Annotated in this window: 16 protein-coding genes and 2 rRNA genes; 12 read left to right on the top strand and 6 right to left on the bottom strand. The window is 57.0% G+C overall.

Features of this window, described 5'->3' with window-relative positions; translation table 11 throughout:
• Positions 1-135: 135 nt before the first annotated feature.
• A 23S ribosomal RNA gene (locus LOY68_RS23955) occupies positions 136-3027 on the top strand.
• 176 nt (positions 3028-3203) lie between these two features.
• Positions 3204-3319 (top strand): 5S ribosomal RNA (rrf, locus tag LOY68_RS23950).
• 152 nt (positions 3320-3471) lie between these two features.
• Here rrf and LOY68_RS23945 read toward each other — a convergent pair.
• The gene (locus LOY68_RS23945; RefSeq protein ID WP_265040365.1) at positions 3472-4854 is read right to left on the bottom strand and encodes a lysozyme inhibitor LprI family protein; all 1383 of its coding nucleotides are present in this window, start codon (positions 4852-4854) and stop codon (positions 3472-3474) included.
• A 291-nt stretch (positions 4855-5145) separates the two neighbouring features.
• Between LOY68_RS23945 and LOY68_RS23940 the strand changes: the two genes are divergently transcribed.
• From LOY68_RS23940 to LOY68_RS23925, 4 genes are all read left to right on the top strand, one after another.
• Positions 5146-6750 carry a tetratricopeptide repeat-containing response regulator gene (locus LOY68_RS23940; protein ID WP_054054798.1) on the top strand — a complete coding sequence of 535 codons (1605 nt, stop codon included), beginning with the start codon at positions 5146-5148 and terminating at the stop codon, positions 6748-6750.
• Positions 6747-7436: a sensor histidine kinase gene (locus LOY68_RS23935; protein WP_265040364.1), complete on the top strand. Its 690-nt coding sequence runs from the start codon at positions 6747-6749 to the stop codon at positions 7434-7436. Before LOY68_RS23940 ends, LOY68_RS23935 begins: the two co-directional genes overlap by 4 nt.
• A gap of 218 nt (positions 7437-7654) precedes the next feature.
• Positions 7655-8896: a glutamine synthetase family protein gene (locus LOY68_RS23930; protein WP_204280852.1), complete on the top strand. Its 1242-nt coding sequence runs from the start codon at positions 7655-7657 to the stop codon at positions 8894-8896.
• Positions 8897-8965: 69 nt separating this feature from the next.
• The gene (locus tag LOY68_RS23925) at positions 8966-10348 is read left to right on the top strand and encodes an MFS transporter (protein ID WP_265040363.1); all 1383 of its coding nucleotides are present in this window, start codon (positions 8966-8968) and stop codon (positions 10346-10348) included.
• Between the two features lie 66 nt (positions 10349-10414).
• Here the strand turns inward: LOY68_RS23925 and LOY68_RS23920 are convergent, their stop codons facing one another.
• The 4 genes from LOY68_RS23920 to flgA all read right to left on the bottom strand — a co-directional run bounded on the left by LOY68_RS23920 (position 10415) and on the right by flgA (position 13018).
• Positions 10415-11161, bottom strand: a complete 747-nt coding sequence (locus tag LOY68_RS23920; RefSeq protein WP_163912904.1) for a flagellar brake protein — start codon at positions 11159-11161, stop codon at positions 10415-10417.
• 91 nt (positions 11162-11252) lie between these two features.
• Positions 11253-11720 carry a flagella synthesis protein FlgN gene (locus LOY68_RS23915; protein WP_163912906.1) on the bottom strand — a complete coding sequence of 156 codons (468 nt, stop codon included), beginning with the start codon at positions 11718-11720 and terminating at the stop codon, positions 11253-11255.
• Between the two features lie 48 nt (positions 11721-11768).
• Positions 11769-12095: a flagellar biosynthesis anti-sigma factor FlgM gene (gene flgM / locus LOY68_RS23910; protein ID WP_265040362.1), complete on the bottom strand. Its 327-nt coding sequence runs from the start codon at positions 12093-12095 to the stop codon at positions 11769-11771.
• A gap of 161 nt (positions 12096-12256) precedes the next feature.
• The gene (gene flgA, locus LOY68_RS23905) at positions 12257-13018 is read right to left on the bottom strand and encodes a flagellar basal body P-ring formation chaperone FlgA (protein ID WP_163912908.1); all 762 of its coding nucleotides are present in this window, start codon (positions 13016-13018) and stop codon (positions 12257-12259) included.
• An 85-nt stretch (positions 13019-13103) separates the two neighbouring features.
• On the opposite strand from flgA, the gene LOY68_RS23900 reads away from it, so the two are divergent.
• From LOY68_RS23900 to flgE, 6 genes are all read left to right on the top strand, one after another.
• Positions 13104-14036: a chemotaxis protein CheV gene (locus LOY68_RS23900; protein WP_054054814.1), complete on the top strand. Its 933-nt coding sequence runs from the start codon at positions 13104-13106 to the stop codon at positions 14034-14036.
• Positions 14037-14082: 46 nt separating this feature from the next.
• Positions 14083-14910 carry a protein-glutamate O-methyltransferase CheR gene (gene cheR / locus LOY68_RS23895; RefSeq protein ID WP_054054816.1) on the top strand — a complete coding sequence of 276 codons (828 nt, stop codon included), beginning with the start codon at positions 14083-14085 and terminating at the stop codon, positions 14908-14910.
• Between the two features lie 340 nt (positions 14911-15250).
• The gene (gene flgB / locus LOY68_RS23890; protein WP_027923954.1) at positions 15251-15658 is read left to right on the top strand and encodes a flagellar basal body rod protein FlgB; all 408 of its coding nucleotides are present in this window, start codon (positions 15251-15253) and stop codon (positions 15656-15658) included.
• Positions 15659-15661: 3 nt separating this feature from the next.
• Complete coding sequence (flgC, locus tag LOY68_RS23885) at positions 15662-16105, top strand: flagellar basal body rod protein FlgC (protein ID WP_054054819.1); 444 nt, start codon at positions 15662-15664, stop codon at positions 16103-16105.
• Between the two features lie 15 nt (positions 16106-16120).
• Positions 16121-16849 (top strand): flagellar hook assembly protein FlgD, encoded by a 729-nt coding sequence (gene flgD, locus LOY68_RS23880; RefSeq protein WP_163912911.1) that lies wholly within the window; start codon positions 16121-16123, stop codon positions 16847-16849.
• Positions 16850-16880: 31 nt separating this feature from the next.
• Positions 16881-18209 carry a flagellar hook protein FlgE gene (gene flgE, locus LOY68_RS23875; RefSeq protein WP_163912913.1) on the top strand — a complete coding sequence of 443 codons (1329 nt, stop codon included), beginning with the start codon at positions 16881-16883 and terminating at the stop codon, positions 18207-18209.
• 308 nt (positions 18210-18517) lie between these two features.
• Here the strand turns inward: flgE and LOY68_RS23870 are convergent, their stop codons facing one another.
• Positions 18518-21412 (bottom strand): ribonucleoside-diphosphate reductase subunit alpha, encoded by a 2895-nt coding sequence (locus LOY68_RS23870; protein WP_265040361.1) that lies wholly within the window; start codon positions 21410-21412, stop codon positions 18518-18520.
• Positions 21413-21486 lie beyond the last annotated feature (74 nt).

The following is a 21486-nucleotide window of genomic DNA, read 5'->3' as shown; positions in this document are numbered from 1 at the left end:
GAAAGATAGACTGAACGTTACTTTCACTGGTAACGGATCAGGCTAAGGTAAAATTTGTGAGTTCTCTTAGTTGAGAAATTCGAATTTTCGGCGAATGTCGTCTTCACAGTATAACCAGATTGCTTGGGGTTATATGGTCAAGTGAAGAAGCGCATACGGTGGATGCCTTGGCAGTCAGAGGCGATGAAAGACGTGGTAGCCTGCGAAAAGCTTCGGGGAGTCGGCAAACAGACTTTGATCCGGAGATGTCTGAATGGGGGAACCCACCTAACATAAGTTAGGTATCTTAAGCTGAATACATAGGCTTAAGAAGCGAACCAGGGGAACTGAAACATCTAAGTACCCTGAGGAAAAGAAATCAACCGAGATTCCCTTAGTAGTGGCGAGCGAACGGGGACTAGCCCTTAAGTGGCTTTGAGATTAGCGGAACGTTCTGGAAAGTACGGCCATAGTGGGTGATAGCCCTGTACGCGAAAATCTCTTAGTCATGAAATCGAGTAGGACGGAGCACGAGAAACTTTGTCTGAATATGGGGGGACCATCCTCCAAGGCTAAATACTACTGACTGACCGATAGTGAACTAGTACCGTGAGGGAAAGGCGAAAAGAACCCCGGAGAGGGGAGTGAAATAGATCCTGAAACCGTATGCGTACAAGCAGTGGGAGCCCACTTTGTTGGGTGACTGCGTACCTTTTGTATAATGGGTCAGCGACTTATTTTCAGTGGCGAGCTTAACCGAATAGGGGAGGCGTAGCGAAAGCGAGTCTTAATAGGGCGTCTAGTCGCTGGGAATAGACCCGAAACCGGGCGATCTATCCATGGGCAGGTTGAAGGTTGGGTAACACTAACTGGAGGACCGAACCGACTACCGTTGAAAAGTTAGCGGATGACCTGTGGATCGGAGTGAAAGGCTAATCAAGCTCGGAGATAGCTGGTTCTCCTCGAAAGCTATTTAGGTAGCGCCTCATGTATCACTGTAGGGGGTAGAGCACTGTTTCGGCTAGGGGGTCATCCCGACTTACCAAACCGATGCAAACTCCGAATACCTACAAGTGCCGAGCATGGGAGACACACGGCGGGTGCTAACGTCCGTCGTGAAAAGGGAAACAACCCAGACCGTCAGCTAAGGTCCCAAAGTTATGGTTAAGTGGGAAACGATGTGGGAAGGCTTAGACAGCTAGGAGGTTGGCTTAGAAGCAGCCACCCTTTAAAGAAAGCGTAATAGCTCACTAGTCGAGTCGGCCTGCGCGGAAGATGTAACGGGGCTCAAACCATACACCGAAGCTACGGGTATCACTTAGGTGATGCGGTAGAGGAGCGTTCTGTAAGCCTGTGAAGGTGAGTTGAGAAGCTTGCTGGAGGTATCAGAAGTGCGAATGCTGACATGAGTAACGACAATGGGTGTGAAAAACACCCACGCCGAAAGACCAAGGTTTCCTGCGCAACGTTAATCGACGCAGGGTTAGTCGGTCCCTAAGGCGAGGCTGAAAAGCGTAGTCGATGGAAAACAGGTTAATATTCCTGTACTTCTGGTTATTGCGATGGAGGGACGGAGAAGGCTAGGCCAGCTTGGCGTTGGTTGTCCAAGTTTAAGGTGGTAGGCTGGAATCTTAGGTAAATCCGGGATTCTAAGGCCGAGAGCTGATGACGAGTGTTCTTTTAGAACACGAAGTGGTTGATGCCATGCTTCCAAGAAAAGCTTCTAAGCTTCAGGTAACCAGGAACCGTACCCCAAACCGACACAGGTGGTTGGGTAGAGAATACCAAGGCGCTTGAGAGAACTCGGGTGAAGGAACTAGGCAAAATGGCACCGTAACTTCGGGAGAAGGTGCGCCGGTGAGGGTGAAGCATTTACTGCGTAAGCCCATGCCGGTCGAAGATACCAGGCCGCTGCGACTGTTTATTAAAAACACAGCACTCTGCAAACACGAAAGTGGACGTATAGGGTGTGACGCCTGCCCGGTGCCGGAAGGTTAATTGATGGGGTTAGCTAACGCGAAGCTCTTGATCGAAGCCCCGGTAAACGGCGGCCGTAACTATAACGGTCCTAAGGTAGCGAAATTCCTTGTCGGGTAAGTTCCGACCTGCACGAATGGCGTAACGATGGCGGCGCTGTCTCCACCCGAGACTCAGTGAAATTGAAATCGCTGTGAAGATGCAGTGTATCCGCGGCTAGACGGAAAGACCCCGTGAACCTTTACTATAGCTTTGCACTGGACTTTGAATTTGCTTGTGTAGGATAGGTGGGAGGCTTTGAAGCGTGGACGCCAGTTCGCGTGGAGCCAACCTTGAAATACCACCCTGGCAACTTTGAGGTTCTAACTCAGGTCCGTTATCCGGATCGAGGACAGTGTATGGTGGGTAGTTTGACTGGGGCGGTCTCCTCCTAAAGAGTAACGGAGGAGTACGAAGGTGCGCTCAGACCGGTCGGAAATCGGTCGTAGAGTATAAAGGCAAAAGCGCGCTTGACTGCGAGACAGACACGTCGAGCAGGTACGAAAGTAGGTCTTAGTGATCCGGTGGTTCTGTATGGAAGGGCCATCGCTCAACGGATAAAAGGTACTCCGGGGATAACAGGCTGATACCGCCCAAGAGTTCATATCGACGGCGGTGTTTGGCACCTCGATGTCGGCTCATCACATCCTGGGGCTGAAGCCGGTCCCAAGGGTATGGCTGTTCGCCATTTAAAGTGGTACGCGAGCTGGGTTTAGAACGTCGTGAGACAGTTCGGTCCCTATCTGCCGTGGACGTTTGAGATTTGAGAGGGGCTGCTCCTAGTACGAGAGGACCGGAGTGGACGAACCTCTGGTGTTCCGGTTGTCACGCCAGTGGCATTGCCGGGTAGCTATGTTCGGAATAGATAACCGCTGAAAGCATCTAAGCGGGAAACTAGCCTCAAGATGAGATCTCACTGGGACCTTGAGTCCCCTGAAGGGCCGTCGAAGACTACGACGTTGATAGGTTGGGTGTGTAAGCGCTGTGAGGCGTTGAGCTAACCAATACTAATTGCCCGTGAGGCTTGACCATATAACACCCAAGCAATTTGCTTGCTTCGAGCTGAAAAGCGAAAGAGCACCAGATTGCGGTGTGTGAAGACGAAACGAACCGAAAGTTCGAAACTGCTCACAAAACACCGAGATCTATCACATACCCATTCGCTGGAGCGTAAACCCGTAAGGGCAAACGAGCCGGCTCCCGAATTTCTTGACGACCATAGAGCATTGGAACCACCTGATCCCATCCCGAACTCAGCAGTGAAACGATGCATCGCCGATGGTAGTGTGGGGTTTCCCCATGTGAGAGTAGGTCATCGTCAAGATTAAATTCCGAAACCCCTATCTGCGTATGCAGGTGGGGGTTTTGTTTTGCCCGCAGGAAAGTGGCGCGGTAAACAGCCAAAATAAAAAAGCCCCGTCAGAACAACTGACGGGGCTTCTTGTATTCGCAAATCGAAAAGACCACGGCAACCCACTAGTCGCCATTGTCCCCCTCGACTTTACCTACCGATGTGGCCACATCGGTCATGCGGCGCTTGCCATTCACTTGGTAACTACGTTCTGTGTCCTCCAGATCGGGCTTGCGCATCACTAGTTGGGCTCCCAGCCCATCCTTGGCGCTGTAATTCCCAAACCAATCCACCATCCTTCCGATGTAGCACTGCCCTCCAATAATGAAAGACATATCACCGACAATTTCAAAGGTGTAGTGTCCAGGACCATAACCGTAGTAGTCGCCGTCGCCTTCCCCGGACGGAGGAATCGGGCAGATAGGTTCTTTCTGTTCACCTATATCTTTCGCTTCGGTTTTGCTGACTTTGCCCAGCGCCTGAATGAGTGCTTCATGCAGGGCATTGTCCAAAGTAATGCTGTTACCACTGGCTTCATCTTTTTGAATCTTGGGGACAGACAGTTCATAACGGTAGTGAACCGTGACAATGGGCACTGCGCCTGTAACTTCGAGAGGATTGAGGAGATAAAGCTGATCAACACCGTAGTAGCTGCTTCGGTAGGCCGCATACACATGACCACGAAGGTTTATCCAGTCTAGGGATTGGTTCGCCCCTCGATCATTGAGGGATAGCAGCGAACTGCTGGAACTCGATTCAGCGCCGAGCGAATTTGTCCTCCTGACAAACACATCTCCAGTCCGGCGATACGTTTCTATGTAAGAAAACAAACCTGTGCCACCGGCGTAGGTGTCGACAATAAGATCCCGTCGTCCATCACCGTCCAGATCCATCAAAGTATAAGAACTTTTTCCAGACTCGCTGGCTCCCTCAATTTTGGAGGAGGTGAGAGCCTTCCACTCGTCTTTCGTCACACCCTTTGGAATCGTTGTTGGGAAATGAGCTTCGTCTTCCGAGGCGTCTTCATCCTCCACATCGGAAAATCGCGAGGTGCCCGTTTTGATCGCCAGTAATTCAAGCGCCCGCTCCATCGGAAATTCCGGATCGGCATTACTTGCTGTTCGTATGGCTTGTTGCAGATCCTCTGCAGCTAGTTTGTCGACGTCCAGAGGTTTGTAGGCGACCGTCTCACTCAATTGCTTTTGCAGTGACTGAAGACGCTCGCGGTAACGTTGATCGAGACAATCCACATCGGCGGCACACTGATCACGCGTTTTCAGCCAGGCGCGTTGAGTTGTCTTCAGTTCAGGCTGCGCCTGCGGGCTGGCCTTGACCAAACCTCGGTAAACCCCTCCCATCTGAGTATCCAGTTCATACAGCGCCGCACTCGCGCAGATGGTTTTCTCAACGGCGCTTGCCGCTTTTGTACAGTCCATTCCAGTCGCCAGTGCATGCTGAGTAGATAGCAGCGCACAAGCGGACAAAATACAGCGTCCTTTGATGTACACAGTAATAAGACCTTGAGTTCATAGGTAAGTACGTCGCGACGCGTTCAAGTGTGCATCAAGGTCGGCACCGATGCAGCCAAATGCACGTTTATACATCCGCCGCTTCAAGGTAACGCTACTCCTGGCCGATAACCCGAACGGTTGAGGTTCTCTTTGCTTGCGGCAACCTGCGGGTTGATGAGAAATCGCTTGATAGCCTTTTGCCGCCAGTTATCATCTGCGCGCCGAAACGGCAGTCACGCCACGTATTTGCCTTTGGGTTGTTCTTCTTAAATTGCCTGGAAATCTTCGATGCTGTCGTATCACCAAAAGAGTTTTCTGATCGTCGATGATTTCTCGGATTTCCGCAGTTCCGTCAGGTCCATGCTGCGGGAGCTGGGCATCAAGGATGTCGACACCGCTGATACCGGTGAGCAGGCGCTGCGCATGTGCGCGCAGAAGTCTTACGATTTTATCCTGCAGGATTTTCACCTGGGCGATGGCAAGAAGAACGGTCAACAGGTGCTCGAAGACCTGATGATCGAGAAGCTGATCAGCCATGAAAGCGTGTTTGTCATGGTCACGGCCGAGACGAGTCAGGCAATGGTGCTCAGTGCCCTGGAGCACGAGCCCGATGCTTACCTGACCAAGCCGTTCAATCGCTCGGGCCTGGCCCAGCGACTGGAGCGACTGGTGCAGCGCAAGACGTTGCTCAAGCCGATCCTGCAGGCACTCGACCGCGGTAAACCGGTAGAGGTGCTCAACGCCTGTATCGCCCTGTGCAAGCAGGACATCCGCTATTCGCCGCTGTGTCTGCGTTATCGCGCCGATGCCCTGCGCGATCTGAATCAGAACGAGGCGCTGGAGCGTCTCTACGACAGCATCATCGCGGATCGTCCGCAGCCTTGGGCGTTTGCCGGGCTGGGCAAGCTGCTGTTCAAGCGCGGCCAGGTCACCCAGGCCAAAGAGGTTTACGAGAAGGCGCTGAAAGTATTCCCGATGATGCCCGCGCTCTATGACGGCATGGCCGATGTGCTGGTTGCCGGAGGCGATACCAAGGGCGCCCAGCGCGTGTTGGAGGAAGCCATTCGCCTGTCGCCACTGGCGGTTCGCCGGCAAGCGTTGCTGGGTAAGCTGGCGATGACTAACGAAGATTTTGAAACCGCCTCCAAAGCCTATCGTCAGGCGGTTTCGCAAGGTGCGCAGTCACGTTTCAAGGATGCGGAAAGCAACTTGGGGCTGGCCCACGCCTTGATCAGCAAAGGCAGTGAAAAGGGCCTGGATACCCGGACCCGACTCGAAATCAACACGACGCTCAGCGCGGTGGCCAAGGAGAACCCTTCCGACCCCGGCTTGCAGATTCGTGCGCGGCTGATGAAAGCGACCAGCCTGTTGCTCAACGATGCCGAGACCGCCGAGAAGCTCACCGAGCAAGCGATGATGCGCCTCGATGGCATGGAGCAATTCATGAGTGCCGAAGCGGCGCTGTTGGTGGCCAAGCAGCTGCAAATGCTCGGTCAGGCCAGCGCCGGTGCGTCGATGCTGAAAAACTGTGCGGAGATCTACGGTGATGACCCGGCCGTGATGCAAGGCATCGCCAAGCTGACCGACGACCCGACTATTCTCAATGCCGGTAATGCCGCCGCCGACCTCAACCGTCAAGGCGTGCGCGTGTACAAGACCGGCAACCTGGTGGAAGCGCGGGACGTGTTCCGCAAAGCCCTGGCGCTGCAACCGAAGAACATCAGTATTGCGCTGAACATGGCGCAATCGCTACTGCATGGCACTGACACCAGTGTGCCGTCGGCGGAACTCGAGGAGTGCCGGGCCTGCCTGAAAACGGTGGGTCTGATGCCCGATACCGACGCGCGTTTTTCCCGTTATCAGAAGCTGCGAAGCAAGGCGTTTGGCGAATGAACGACAGCGAACAGGCACTCGATTTCTCCACGGTAATTGCCTCCACCGTGCACGACATGAAGAACTCTCTGGCGACGCTGATGCAGGCCCACAGCCAATGGCTGGCGCGCATGCCCGATCAGCAGCAATCCAAAGAGCAGGGCGTCATCGACTTCGAATTCGCCCATCTCAACGGCATGCTCGTGCAGTTGCTGGGGCTCTACAAACTCGGCGTCAACCAGATGCCGTTGCAGCCGGCTTACCATGAGCTGGACGACTTCATCGAAGCTCAATTGGCGGCGCATCAAGAGGTGTTTGCCAGTCGCGGCATCATGGCCACCTATGAAGTAGATCCCCTGAGTCCGTTGGGTTTTTTCGACCGCGAGCTGATTGCTTCGGTGCTGGCCAACTGCATCAACAATGCGATTCGCTATGCCAGGGACGCGCTGTTGATCACGGTCAGCGATGAGGCCGGCCAGTTGGTGATCACCATCAACGACGACGGCGAGGGTTATCCACCCGAGATGATCGAGCGCCAGGCCGATTATGTGCAAGGCATCAACCAAAGTTCTGGCAGCACTGGCCTGGGCTTGTACTTCGCCGGGCGGATTGCGGCGTTGCATCAGCGCAATGGTGTCGGCGGCTATACCCGCATCAGCAATGGCGGCCCGTTGGGCGGCGGAGTCTTTAGCCTGTACCTGCCGTGACGTGATCCCCCGACATCGGTTGGTTTTTTGTTCGGGAGTGCTTGATATTCCGAACGGCCGGAGCCTATTTTGTACGGGTCGCCGTTCGCGGCTCGCACAACAACAAGGATTGCGTCATGACAACCGATGGCCAGCGTTCACTCGCTCAGCGATTGACGGGCATTGATGAGATTGAATGTGTCACGCCGGATTTGAACGGCGTACCACGGGGCAAGGTAATGACTGCCGAGGGCTTCCTCGAAGGGCGACGGTTGCAGATGGCGCGGGGTGTGCTGCTGCAATGCATCATGGGCGGATATCCGCCAGCGCGTTTTTACGGCAGCGATGATGGCGACCTGGCGCTGGTGCCGGATCCGGCGCAGATTCATCGCTTGCCCTGGAGCAAGCACCCAAGGGCATTCGCCATTTGCGATGCGGACGAACTGACCGGGGAGAGCTCCTCTCTATCGACTCGCGGCCAGCTCAAAGCCGTCATCGCGCGTTACGCCGCACGCGGCCTCGCGCCGGTGGTGGCGACCGAGTTGGAATTCTTTGTCTTCGCGCCCAACACCGATCCGACGCAACCCTTCCAGCCGCCGTTGGGCCTGGACGGTCGTCGTGAGGACGGTCATTCGGCGTTCAGCGTCAGCTCCAATAACGGCTTACGGCCGTTCTTCAGTGAAGTCTATGAATGCATGGCAGCCCTGGGCTTGCCTCGCGATACCTTCATGCACGAGATGGGCGTCAGCCAGTTTGAAATCAACCTGCTGCACGGCGATCCACTGCTGCTGGCTGACCAGACCTTTTTGTTCAAGCACCTGCTCAAGGAAGTCGCGCTCAAACACGGCCTGACGGTGGTGTGCATGGCCAAGCCATTGGCGCACACGCCGGGCAGTTCGATGCATATTCACCAGAGCATCATCGAGATCGCCAGCGGCCGAAACGTGTTCAGCGACAAGGCTGGGGAACCGACGGCGACCTTCCGTCATTTTATCGGTGGACAACAGGCTGGCATGGCCGACTTCACGGCGTTGTTTGCGCCGAACGTCAACTCCTATCAGCGCTTGTGCCATCCGTTTGCGTCACCGAATAATGCCTGCTGGTCCCACGACAACCGGGCGGCGGGTTTGCGCATTCCGGCCAGTTCGCCGGTGGCCCGTCGGGTGGAGAACCGCTTGCCTGGCGCCGATGCCAACCCGTACCTGGCGATCGCCGCAAGCCTCGCCGCCGGGCTGCACGGCATCGAAAATGAGCTGGAACCGAGCGAGGCGATCCAGGGTGAATTCGTGGTGCCGGATAATCTTTCGTTGCCATGTACCTTGCACGCTGCCCTCGAACGTCTGAAACGTAGCCAATTGGCGAAGGAACTGTTTGGCAAGGAGTTCATCGAAGGTTACATCGCTTCGAAGACCATGGAGTTGACCAGCTTCTTTGATGAAATTACTCCCTGGGAACGGCGTGTTTTAGCAGCCCAGGCCTGACGATTCTTCGTCTCCGGGCTATCGTTTTCGATAGCCCGATCCCACTGCAAGGAGCCGCTCGGAACGCCGATGCGCCAAATCTGGAAATCCTTTCGAGCGCTGTATTTTGCCTCGCTGATGATGTTGATCGGCTCGGGCCTGTTAAGTACCTATCTGGGCTTGCGCCTGGCCGCCGACAATGTCGACAGTTTGTGGGTCGGTGCGCTGATGGCGGCCAACTATTTCGGCCTGGTGCTGGGTGGCAAGATCGGCCACCGGCTGATTGCCCGGGTCGGGCACATCCGCGCCTATGCGGCGTGCGCCGGGATTGTCGGCGCCGCAGTGTTGGGCCACGGATTGATTGACTGGCTGCCTGCGTGGCTGTTTCTGCGGGTCATTGTCGGCCTTGGCATGATGTGCCAATACATGGTCATCGAGAGTTGGCTCAATGAGCAGGCTGAAGCCAAGCAGCGCGGGTTGGTGTTCAGCGGCTATATGATCGCCTCGTACCTGGGACTGGTGTTGGGTCAGTTGATTCTGGTCCTGCACCCGGCCTTGGGCCTGGAACTGCTGATGCTGGTCGCGCTGTGCTTCGCGTTGTGTCTGGTGCCGGTGGCCCTGACCCGACGCATTCACCCGGCACCTCTGCATCCGGCACCGATGGAGCCACGGTTCTTCATCAAGCGCGTGCCGCAGTCATTAAGCACGGTGTTGGGCGCCGGGTTGATCGTCGGCTCGTTCTACGGTCTGGCGCCGCTGTATGCCTCGCAGCAGGGCTTGTCCACGGAGCAGGTCGGTCTGTTCATGGGTAGCTGCATTTTTGCCGGGCTGGTGGTGCAGTGGCCGCTGGGCTGGTTGTCCGATCGCTATGACCGGGCGCTGCTGATCCGCTGCTTTGCCTTGTGCCTGGCGGTTGCCGCGTTGCCATTGGCGATCATGACCGAGGTGCCGCTGGAGGTGCTGTTCATCGCCGGGTTCCTCTGCTCACTGGTGCAGTTCTGCCTGTATCCGTTGGCCGTGGCGTTCTCCAACGACCACGTCGAGGGTGATCGCCGCGTATCCCTGACGGCCATGCTGCTGGTGACCTACGGCGTTGGCGCCAGTATCGGGCCGTTGGTGACCGGCGTACTGATGAAGCTGTTCGGCAGCCACATGTTGTATGCCTTCTTCAGTTTCTTCGCGCTGGTGCTGGTGTGGCGGATTCGCCCGAAAGCGGTGACCAATCTGCATGTGGTCGACGACGCGCCGCTGCATCACGTGGCCATGCCCGACAGCATGTCGAGTTCACCGTTGGTGGCGGCCCTCGACCCACGGGTGGATGAACAAGTGGTACAGGATCAGATGCAGAATCCGATCGAGCCTGTACCCGAGCCCGAACCAGAACCTGAACCCGATCCATCCCCGGAGGATCCGAACGATCCGGAAGACCCGGACGCCGGTCGCGAACAAAGCTTCACCGAGGCCAGGCCTTAAAATCGACGCATAAAAAAACGGGCAGTCACCGCAAGGGACTGCCCGTTTTTTATTGAAGCACCGAGGTTACATGTCGTCTTTGTCGAAACGTCGGGCTTCGCGTTGCAATTGATAAACGAAGCGCTCGACCTGCCGTTGTACCAGGCCGCTCATGTTGTGAAAGCGCACACCGGCGAAGGTGGTGGAGATTCTTTCTTCGAAGTGCAGGTAACGCAATTCAACCGGCGCGGTCATGCTGCCGAAGGGCAGGGCAGCGATGAAACGGTCGTAGACCTGACCCAGTTGCAGGCTGGAGGTGATGTCACCTTCGAAGCGCAGCTTGCAGCCGGTGGCGGAGATGTCCAGCAACTTGCCGCTGATCGGCGACTTTAGCTTTTCACCGCCCAGCTCGACACTGACCAGTTGCGCCAGCTTCAATGCCGCGCGAAAGGCATTGCGGCGCTGGTGATAAACCACTTCGGAAGGCAGCGCGCCACGGTAGCAACGACTGCCACCGGATTCGTCGATGGTCAGCGGACCGTTACTTTCCCAGGCAATGCGCACGCCGTCGTGAAAGCCTTCGACCTTGAACGGTTCGCCGGCGAGCAGGAAGCGTTCACCGTCGCGGGGGATCATTTCATCCAGGGCAATCATGTTGCTTTCACGATCAAGGTCCACCAGATAACTCTGGAAGCGCTGGCTGCGCTCATGGAACGTGATGATCAGCGGGTCATGGCTGTCTTGCAGCTGCCGAAGGTTGCCGGAGATCTCCAGAGGTGTGGTAAGCACCTTGGGTGGTTGCGGAGCGTCTTCCGCGCTTGAGGCATTGAACACGGTTCATCAATCTCCAGACAAAATATGACTACTAGCGGGCATTCTGCCAGTATGTTTCGCGTCTTGATAGGGCGTGCTCATTGGCGGGGTATCAAGCCTGGCTGAGCGGACGTGGCTTGGCCATCTTCGCGGTAGATCCGCGGGCATCATAGAGCGCTGGAGGTTCGCCGCCGGTGAGGATTTTCAGCTGATTGGCCGTGGCGGCCTGCTGCATCAGGATCGACTGGCCATTTTTGACGTTCGCCGCCTGGCACTGAGCCAGGAGGTCGGTCAGCACATCGCCTTGTTGCAGCAACTGATCGCCGATGCTCGAGTGGCTGGCGAGTTGCTCAAGGCCGCTGCGAGTCATGGGCAGGTTGAGGCTGGCGAGGATTTCGCTGCGCTTGCGGCCATGCTGTTCGAGCAAAATGATCAGTGCCTGTTTCTGCGCCAGAATCTCTTCGAGCAGTGGCATGTCGCGACCGTGCAAGGCGAGGGACTCGGTTTGCAGTAACTCCAGCAAACGTTGAGCTGGAGCAAAGTCGTCGGTGATCAGTTGCAGTAGATTAGTGTCGTGCATGGCTGGCCTTGGGTTTTAAGCGTCCAAAAGCCTGGCGCAGGCGATGGCCTAGCGCTGGGCTTCGAAGTTGAGCAGTTTGCTGGCTACACGGCTGCTGTCGACTTTATAGCTGCCATCGGCAATCGCTGCTTTCAACTCGGCCACACGGGCGTTGTCGACGGCAGGCTGATCGCGCAGCTTGTCAGTGACCTTCTGCAACTGTTGAGCCTCATTGCTGAGATGTACCGATTCCCCGCTTGCGACGGTACTGGCCTGTTCGGCCGGGGTATTCAGCGGCGCGGATTTGCCGGCGTCGGCGGTTTCCTTGGCAATGCTGGTACGTGTACTGCCCGTAAGTGACGAGGAGCTGTTTAAACGGCTGAAATCGATGACCATGATAAAAAAACCTCTGGGTATTTGGACGCTTGCCATGTTTTCGGCAATACCTGCGAAAACTTTAGGCTCATTTAAGCAATGAGCTGCATGCGCCAGCGCTGCATGGGCACAGTTTAGGTAACAGCCTGCCAGAGCGCCATAGTCTTACGCATCACAGAGCTCTACATGGACACTTCCACTTGCCCGGGCGCGGTGACTTGCGCCTTGATGACTCGCATCGAATTAAGGTTTTTAACCCGTATTTGCTCGGCCAGACCGCCATTGGAGAGGGCTTCGCCCGGCATGCGCACACTGAGCGTACCACTGCGTGCGGTAATCACCACCTGATCGCCTTTGCGCACGACTTCCGCCTGTTCCAGGTGGACCAGGGTAATCACCTGATCGCCTACCGTTGGTCGGGTAAGTTTCTGTCCGATCGCCTGGTCAACCGAGGTGAAATACCCCTGGTTGATCAGGCTGATGTCGCGCTCGCGCATAGCGACATCGCCGGGTTCGATAATGCCCGCGCGCTTGAGTGGCCGAGTGGTGATCACAACGTCTCGAAACAGGCGCACTTGAGCGGGCACGAACACTGTCCACGGGGAACTGCCCTCACAGCGAACCTTGACCGTTACCCGACCGATCGGGGTGGCCGGGCTCTCCAGCGAGGCTGTCAATTCCTTGTCGCACATGGGCATGCGCAGCCGCGGATCGAGCTGCTTGACCTCGATTTCGTAGCGGCCTTCCGTTTGACTGGTGGCCAGATAGTCTTCTACGGTGAATTCAAGAAAGCCCTGAGTGACGCCGATAAGCATGTCAGGCAAGGTAACCGCGTCAGCAACGGCAGGGCTGCCAAGAGGCAACAGGCAAACAGCCGACACCACGCAAAGCAATTTGCGGTAGTTTGATGTCAGGTGTCGGAAAAATGTCGTTTGTTTGTTCATACGGGTTAAAAAGCAAGCGCCGTGCCGTTTAGTGATGAATGTGCGTCGCAACACAACTTAGCGTTGTTGGTGTAGGAGTCTGGGCATGGCTGGTGTAATGGATTCGGTAAACCAGCGCACGCAACTGGTAGGGCAGAATCGCCTTGAGCTGTTGTTGTTCCGTCTCGACGGCCAGCAGCTGTATGGGATCAACGTGTTCAAGGTTCGTGAGGTGCTGCAATGCCCCAAACTGACTCTGATGCCCAAGTCCAGTCCCGTCGTGTGCGGTGTGGCAAATATTCGTGGGGCGACCATCCCGATCCTTGATCTGGCGATGGCCACCGGTGCCGGTGCACTTAAAGATCAAAGCAATCCCTTCGTGATCATCACGGAGTACAACACCAAGACCCAAGGCTTCCTGGTCCGGTCGGTAGAGCGCATCGTCAACATGAACTGGGAGGAGATCCATCCGCCACCCAAGGGCACTGGGCGCGATCATTACCTCACGGCTGTGACTCGGGTCGACAATCAGTTAGTCGAAATCATCGACGTCGAGAAGATCCTCGCGGAGGTGGCGCCGACGCCGGAAGCGATTTCGGTCGGTGTGGTCGATGTCGAAACCCAGCACAAGGCGTTGTCCTTGCGTGTGCTGACGGTCGATGACTCGTCGGTGGCGCGCAAGCAGGTCACGCGTTGCCTGCAAACGATCGGTGTCGAAGTGGTGGCGCTGAACGACGGTCGGCAAGCGCTGGAATACCTGCGCAAACTGGTCGATGAAGGCAAGAAGCCGGAAGAAGAGTTCCTGATGATGATCTCCGACATCGAGATGCCGGAGATGGACGGGTACACCCTGACGGCCGAGATCCGCGCTGACCCACGCATGCAAAAGCTTCATATCATCCTGCATACTTCGTTGTCGGGTGTATTCAATCAGGCGATGGTCAAGAAAGTCGGTGCCGATGACTTCCTTGCCAAATTCCGCCCTGATGACCTGGCATCCCGGGTAGTCGACCGGATCAAAGCAGCAGATATCAGCTAAGGGCCTTTTGTCCTTGGCGTTCAACACGATTTAAGAGGCGGTATCTTTGTCTACGGGTAATTTGGATTTCGAACAGTTCCGGGTCTTCCTGGAAAAAGCCTGTGGCATTTTGCTCGGTGAAAACAAGCAATACCTGGTCTCGAGCCGTCTCAACAAACTGATGGAACAGCAGGGCATCAAATCCCTGGGTGAGCTGGTCCAGCGCATCCAGACCCAGCCGCGCAGTGGTTTGCGCGAGATGGTGGTGGATGCCATGACGACCAACGAAACCCTGTGGTTTCGTGACACCTATCCGTTTGAAGTCTTGAAGAACAAGGTACTGCCCGAAGCGATCAAGGCTGCTCCCGGTCAACGTTTGCGAATCTGGTCGGCGGCGTGTTCGTCGGGTCAGGAACCGTATTCGCTGTCGATGTCGATCGACGAGTTCGAGCGGACCAACATGGGCCAGTTGAAGATGGGTGTGCAGATTGTTGCCACTGACCTGTCCGGCACCATGCTGACCAACTGCAAGACCGGCGAGTACGACAGCCTGGCAATCGGTCGCGGCCTGTCGCCAGAGCGTTTGCAACGTTTCTTCGATCCGAAAGGGCCGGGACGTTGGGCGATCAAGGCGCCGATCAAAAGCCGGGTCGAGTTCCGTTCGTTCAACCTGCTCGATAGCTACGCGGCGCTGGGCAAGTTCGACATCGTGTTCTGCCGCAACGTGCTGATCTACTTCTCCGCCGAGGTGAAGAAGGACATCCTGTTGCGCATCCACAGCACGTTGAAGCCAGGTGGTTACCTGTTCCTCGGCGCGTCCGAAGCGCTGAACGGCTTGCCGGATCATTACCAGATGGTCCAGTGCAGCCCGGGGATTATTTACCAGGCGAAGTGATGCAACGCGGCAGGCATAAAAAACGGGAGCCCACATGGGCTCCTTTTTTTATGCCTGCCGCTTTTGCATCACGTAGGAGCTGCCGAAGGCTGCGATCTTTTGATCCTGGTTTTTAAGAGCGAGATCAAAAGATCGCAGCCTTCGGCAGCTCCTACAGGGAACGATGCGCAATTCAGGAAAGCGGCAGAAAAGCGGCAGACGGCGGAAACCGGTTGCCGCTTTTCTGGCATTGCCGCCTTGCCGATGCCCGCAAAGCCCCGGTTTACGGCGTTTTTTGAATTGGCACGCCGCTTGCTATGTTCAAGTTACGAAAAATCAGGTCACCCGAAGGTTTCCCGACATGAGCATCAGCTTCGATAAAGCGCTCGGTATCCACGAACAAGCCCTGGGCTTCCGCGCCCAGCGTGCCGAAGTCCTGGCCAACAACATCGCCAACGCCGACACCCCGAACTACAAGGCTCGGGATCTGGATTTCTCCAAAGTGCTTGCCGCACAGAACGAGAAAACCAAGGGCGGTACTTTCGCCTTGAACATGACCAACAGCCGTCATATCGAAGCTGAAGGCCTGGGCAATGGCGACGAGTCGCTGCTGTATCGCACGCCGATGCAACCGTCGATCGACCAGAACACCGTGGACGCTCAACTGGAACAGTCGAACTACGCGGAAAACGCGGTCGGCTTCCAGGCCAGCTTCACCCTGCTCAACAGCAAATTCAAAGGGCTGGTTTCAGCCCTGCGCGGAGAGTAAGTCATGTCCCTTGCCAGTGTTTTCAACATTGCCGGTAGCGGCATGAGTGCCCAGACCACGCGCCTCAACACCGTGGCCTCGAACATCGCCAACGCCGAAACCGTCTCGTCGAGCATCGACCAGACTTATCGCGCCCGTCACCCGGTATTCGCCACCATGTTCCAGGGCGGCCAGAACGGCGGCAGCGATTCGCTGTTCCAGAGCCAGGACGCCGCCGGTCAAGGCGTGCAAGTGCTCGGCGTGGTCGAAGACCAGAGCAACCTTGAAGCGCGCTACGAGCCGAACCATCCGGCTGCCGACGCCAAGGGCTACGTCTACTACCCGAATGTCAACGTCGTCGAGGAAATGGCCGACATGATTTCCGCGAGCCGTTCGTTCCAGACCAACGCCGAAATGATGAACACCGCCAAAACCATGATGCAGAAGGTCCTGACCCTCGGTCAGTGATAAGGGGCGACTCAGATGAGTGTTACCGATTCCACCAGCGGCCTCAGCCTCAACGACATCCTGGCGAACTCTTCCGTTAAATCCAGCAGCTCCACGTCCGGCGGCATTGCCTCCGCGACCAACAGCGCGACGGGCGGCCAGACGTTGGGCAAGGATGCGTTCCTGCAGTTGCTGGTGACGCAGCTGAAAAACCAGAACCCGCTGGACCCGCAGGACAACAGTGCGTTCGTCGCCCAGTTGGCTCAGTTCAGTAGCCTGGAAGGCATCACCACGCTTAACAGCACGGTCAGCTCGATTGCCGGCAACTACAGCTCTTCGCAAGCGTTGCAGGCTTCGTCCCTGGTTGGCCGTTCCGTGATCGTGCAGACCAACAATATCCAGGTCGATGATCCGACCAAGGCTGTTACCGGCTCGGTGAACCTGACTTCGTCGATCAGCAGCGGCACGGTGACCATTGCCGACAAAGACGGCAAGACGGTCCGCACTATCGATCTGGGCACCCGCGCGGTCGGCAGTTCCAGCTTCACATGGGATGGCAAGGATTCGAGCGGCAACCCCGTTCCGGTCGGCGCCTACACCATCAAGGCCAGCGCACCGGTCAACGGCACGGCGACGGACCTGGCGGTTTACCTGCCGGCCACCGTCAACAGCGTGACCCTCAGCCAGACCGGCGGCGAGCTGATGCTCAACCTCGCGGGCCTGGGCCCGGTGGCGCTGTCCAAAGTTCAAACCATTGGTATATAGAGCCGACTAACCCGGCACAAAGGAGTGGAATATGTCTTTCAATATCGGCCTTAGCGGTCTCTATGCAGCCAATAAACAACTGGACGTGACCGGCAACAACATCGCCAACGTCGCGACCACCGGTTTCAAATCCTCCCGTACCGAATTTGAAGACGTCTACTCGGCGACCAAACTCGGCAGCGGCAGCCAGGTGGTCGGCAGCGGTGTGCGCCTGGCCAACGTTTCCCAGCAGTTTACCCAGGGTGACATCAACAACACCGGTAACGTGCTGGACATGGGCATCAACGGTTCGGGTTTCTTCGCCCTGAGCAATAACGGTTCGGTGTCCTACACCCGTAACGGTACGTTCAAGGTCGACAAGGACGGTTACATCACCAACACCGATTACACGTCCCGCCTGCAAGGCTATGGCGTAGATGCCAACGGCAAGATCATCAACGGCGTGTTGACCGACCTTAAACTCGACACCTCGAACCTGGCGCCGAAATCCACTTCGGCCGTGGCCTCCACGATCAACCTGAACTCGACCGAGCCGGTCATCGACGATACCGTCCCGGCGGGCAAGTTCGACCCGACCCTGACGGCGACCTACACCAAGTCGTTCAGCACCCCGATCTATGACAGCCAAGGCAACCAGCACACCATGGATCAATACATGGTGAAAACGGCTGGCAACACCTGGAAGGTCTACACCCTGGTCGACGGTCGTAACCCGGATGCCACCGGCAGCGACCCAAAAGTCACTGCCCCGGTTGCTTCGACCCTGTCGTTCGACACCAGCGGCAAGTTGACTCAGGTCAGCACGCCTAATCCGGCGGGTGGTGCTCCAATCATCAGCAGCGATCTGAAATTGACCGGCTGGGTGCCAGGCACCGTGACCAATGGCGTATGGACAGCCAATGGCGCAGCCGCCAACCCGGCTGGCGTGACCATTTCCCTGGCCAAGACCACCCAGTACAACGCTGACACCGCCCGTTCGATTCCGACCCAGGACGGCTACGCCACTGGCCAGATCACCAACCTGACCATCGATGGCACCGGCACCCTGTTCGCCAACTTCAGCAACAACCAGAGCAAGGCCATCGGCCAGGTTGCGCTGGCCAGCTTCACCAACGAACAAGGCCTGCAAGCGATTGGCGGCACCAGCTGGAAAGAGACGTTCGCCTCGGGTATCCCGGGCTACGACGCGCCGGAAACCGGCACCCTGGGTTCCATCCAGTCCAACTCCCTGGAAGAGTCCAACGTCAACCTGACCAACGAACTGGTCAACCTGATCAAGGCACAGAGCAACTACCAGGCGAACGCCAAGACCATCTCCACCCAGAGCACCATCATGCAGACCATCATTCAGATGACCTGATGCTGGTTGGGTTGTAGCGCTTCACCAAGAGCCCCTCGCAAGAGGGGCTTTTTTTATGCCCTGGATTTATGTGCTGGGGTTGAGAGGTTGTGTTGTCAGGAATGGCCTCTTCGCGGGCAAGCCTCGCTCCTACGGGGGATTGTGACGCTCACAACATTTGCGGACACCAGAATCCCTGTAGGAGCGAGGCTTGCCCGCGAAGGCGTCGTCCCGGCCAACCTTTTCCCCCAGACAAAAGAAAACCCCCGACCCGCCAGAGGCGCATCGGGGGTTTCAGATAAGCGCCTTTCAGCGCTTACCAGCTCAGCTTATTGGCAAGCTTCGCAATCCGGCTCGTCGATGGCGCAAGCCTTCGGCACTGGAGCAGGACCAGCTGGAGCAGCCAGGACCGAATCTTCACCGTGGTTGCCGCCGCTGGAAACAGCGTTCAGCTTGCCGGTGTTGATGGTCGACTTCTCGGTGCTGGTCGCGGCCAGGGCACGGAGGTAGTAAGTGGTTTTCAGACCACGGTACCAGGCCATGCGGTAGGTCACGTCCAGCTTCTTGCCCGATGCGCCGGCGATGTACAGGTTCAGGGACTGAGCCTGGTCGATCCACTTCTGACGACGGCTGGCCGCGTCAACGATCCACTTGGTGTCCACTTCGAAGGCAGTCGCGTAGAGCTCTTTGAGTTCTTGCGGGATGCGCTCGATCTGTTGAACCGAACCGTCGTAGTACTTCAGGTCGTTGATCATGACCGAGTCCCACAGACCGCGAGCCTTCAGGTCGCGAACCAGGTACGGGTTGATCACGGTGAATTCGCCCGACAGGTTCGATTTCACATAGAGGTTCTGGTAGGTCGGTTCGATCGACTGCGATACGCCAGTGATGTTGGCGATGGTGGCGGTCGGTGCGATGGCCATGATGTTGGAGTTGCGAATGCCTTTCTGCACACGGGCACGAACCGGTGCCCAGTCCAGGGATTCGTTCAGGTCAACGTCGATGTACTTCTGGCCACGTTGTTCGATCAGGATCTGTTGCGAATCCAGCGGCAGGATGCCTTTGGACCACAGCGAACCCTGGAACGTCTCGTAGGCGCCGCGCTCGTCGGCCAGGTCGCAGGAAGCCTGGATCGCGTAGTAGCTGACCGCTTCCATGGACTTGTCGGCGAACTCGACGGCTGCATCGGAACCGTAAGGAATGTGCTGCAGGTACAGCGCATCCTGGAAGCCCATGATGCCCAGGCCGACCGGACGGTGCTTGAAGTTGGAATTCTTCGCTTGTGGCACCGAGTAGTAGTTGATGTCGATAACGTTATCGAGCATGCGAACGGCGGTGTTCACGGTGCGCTCCAGCTTGGCGGTGTCCAGCTTGCCGTTGGTGATGTGGTTCGGCAGGTTGATCGAGCCCAGGTTGCAAACAGCGATCTCGTCCTTGTTGGTGTTCAAGGTGATCTCGGTGCACAGGTTCGAGCTATGGACCACGCCCACGTGCTGCTGCGGGCTGCGCAGGTTGCACGGGTCTTTGAAGGTCAGCCAAGGGTGGCCGGTTTCAAACAGCATGGACAGCATTTTGCGCCACAGGTCTTTGGCCTGGATGGTCTTGAACAGCTTGATCTTGCCCGGGTACTCGGACAGGGCTTCGTAGTACTCGTAGCGCTCTTCGAAGGCCTTGCCGGTCAGGTCGTGCAGGTCCGGCACTTCGGACGGCGAGAACAGGGTCCACTTGCCGTCATCGAAGACGCGCTTCATGAACAGGTCAGGGATCCAGTTGGCCGTGTTCATGTCGTGGGTACGACGACGATCATCACCGGTGTTCTTGCGCAGCTCGATGAACTCTTCGATGTCCATGTGCCAGGTTTCCAGGTAAGCACACACTGCGCCTTTGCGCTTGCCACCCTGGTTAACAGCAACGGCGGTGTCGTTCACCACTTTCAGGAACGGAACAACGCCCTGGGATTTGCCGTTGGTGCCCTTGATGTACGAACCCAAGGCACGAACCGGAGTCCAGTCGTTGCCCAGGCCGCCAGCGAATTTCGACAACATGGCGTTGTCGTGGATCGCGTGGTAGATGCCCGACAGGTCATCCGGCACGGTGGTCAGGTAGCAGCTGGACAGCTGTGGACGCAGGGTACCGGCGTTGAACAGGGTCGGAGTCGACGACATGTAGTCGAAGGACGACAGCAGGTTGTAGAACTCGATCGCACGGTCTTCTTTGTGCTTCTCTTCGATCGCCAGGCCCATGGCCACGCGCATGAAGAAGATCTGCGGCAGTTCGAAGCGGATACCGTCCTTGTGGATGAAGTAACGGTCGTACAGGGTTTGCAGACCCAGGTACGTGAACTGCTGATCGCGCTCGTGGTTGATCGCCTTGCCGAGTTTTTCCAGGTCAAAAGTGGCCAGGATCGGGTTCAGCAATTCGAATTCGATACCCTTGGCGATGTAGGCCGGCAGGGCCTTGGCGTACAGGTCGACCATTTCGTGGTGAGTCGCGCTCTCGGCAACTTCCAGGAAGCTCAGGCCTTCGGCGCGCAGGGTGTCCATCAGCAGGCGGGCAGTCACGAACGAGTAGTTCGGCTCACGCTCGACCAGCGTACGGGCAGTCATCACCAGAGCGGTGTTGACGTCGGTCAGGGCCACGCCGTCGTACAGGTTTTTCAGGGTTTCGCGCTGGATCAGGTCGCCGTCGACTTCTTCCAGGCCTTCGCACGCTTCGGTGACGATGGTGTTCAGGCGACCCATGTCCAGAGGAGCAAAGGTGCCATCGGCGCGGGTGATGCGGATCGACGGGTGAGCGTTGACTGCTTCTTCGGCCGGGGCGTGGGCGGCGCGTTGTTTCGAACGACCGTCACGGTAGATCACGTAGTCGCGAGCGACTTTCTGCTCGCCGGCACGCATCAGGGCCAGTTCGACCTGGTCCTGGATTTCTTCGATGTGGATAGTGCCGCCCGAAGGCATGCGACGCTTGAAGGTCGCGGTGACTTGTTCGGTCAGGCGGGCAACGGTGTCGTGGATTCGCGACGAGGCGGCAGCGGTGCCACCCTCAACTGCGAGAAACGCTTTGGTGATGGCGACGGTGATTTTGTCATCGGTGTAAGGAACGACAGTCCCGTTACGCTTGATCACGCGCAGTTGGCCAGGCGCGGTGGCGGACAGATCCGAAGACGAATCAGCAGCCTGCGGCAAGGTGCCCTGCGGGTTCTCGCGAGTTGTGTCGGTTTGCATGGGTGTCTCCACGTTCTCTATGTTTGTTTGGGCACCATCACGGTGCCCACCGTTCCGTCCTGAAGCACTACAAC

Origin of the sequence: Pseudomonas sp. B21-053 (assembly GCF_026016365.1) — a bacterium.
Classification (GTDB): Bacteria; Pseudomonadota; Gammaproteobacteria; order Pseudomonadales; family Pseudomonadaceae; genus Aquipseudomonas; species Aquipseudomonas nunensis.
The sequence above is the reverse complement of the archived record's forward strand: the minus strand, read 5'-3'. Positions and strand labels throughout refer to the sequence as shown.

Excerpts from the sequence above, each read along its gene's own strand:
- LOY68_RS23940 (WP_054054798.1), top strand. The coding sequence starts at position 5,146 with ATGCTGTCGTATCACCAAAAGAGTTTTCTGATCGTCGATGATTTCTCG.
- LOY68_RS23935 (WP_265040364.1), top strand. The coding sequence starts at position 6,747 with ATGAACGACAGCGAACAGGCACTCGATTTCTCCACGGTAATTGCCTCC.
- LOY68_RS23930 (WP_204280852.1), top strand. The coding sequence starts at position 7,655 with ATGACTGCCGAGGGCTTCCTCGAAGGGCGACGGTTGCAGATGGCGCGG.
- LOY68_RS23925 (WP_265040363.1), top strand. The coding sequence starts at position 8,966 with ATGCGCCAAATCTGGAAATCCTTTCGAGCGCTGTATTTTGCCTCGCTG.
- LOY68_RS23915 (WP_163912906.1), bottom strand. The coding sequence starts at position 11,720 with ATGCACGACACTAATCTACTGCAACTGATCACCGACGACTTTGCTCCA.
- flgM (WP_265040362.1), bottom strand. The coding sequence starts at position 12,095 with ATGGTCATCGATTTCAGCCGTTTAAACAGCTCCTCGTCACTTACGGGC.
- flgA (WP_163912908.1), bottom strand. The coding sequence starts at position 13,018 with ATGAACAAACAAACGACATTTTTCCGACACCTGACATCAAACTACCGC.
- LOY68_RS23900 (WP_054054814.1), top strand. The coding sequence starts at position 13,104 with ATGGCTGGTGTAATGGATTCGGTAAACCAGCGCACGCAACTGGTAGGG.
- flgB (WP_027923954.1), top strand. The coding sequence starts at position 15,251 with ATGAGCATCAGCTTCGATAAAGCGCTCGGTATCCACGAACAAGCCCTG.
- flgC (WP_054054819.1), top strand. The coding sequence starts at position 15,662 with ATGTCCCTTGCCAGTGTTTTCAACATTGCCGGTAGCGGCATGAGTGCC.
- flgD (WP_163912911.1), top strand. The coding sequence starts at position 16,121 with ATGAGTGTTACCGATTCCACCAGCGGCCTCAGCCTCAACGACATCCTG.
- flgE (WP_163912913.1), top strand. The coding sequence starts at position 16,881 with ATGTCTTTCAATATCGGCCTTAGCGGTCTCTATGCAGCCAATAAACAA.
- LOY68_RS23870 (WP_265040361.1), bottom strand. The coding sequence starts at position 21,412 with ATGCAAACCGACACAACTCGCGAGAACCCGCAGGGCACCTTGCCGCAG.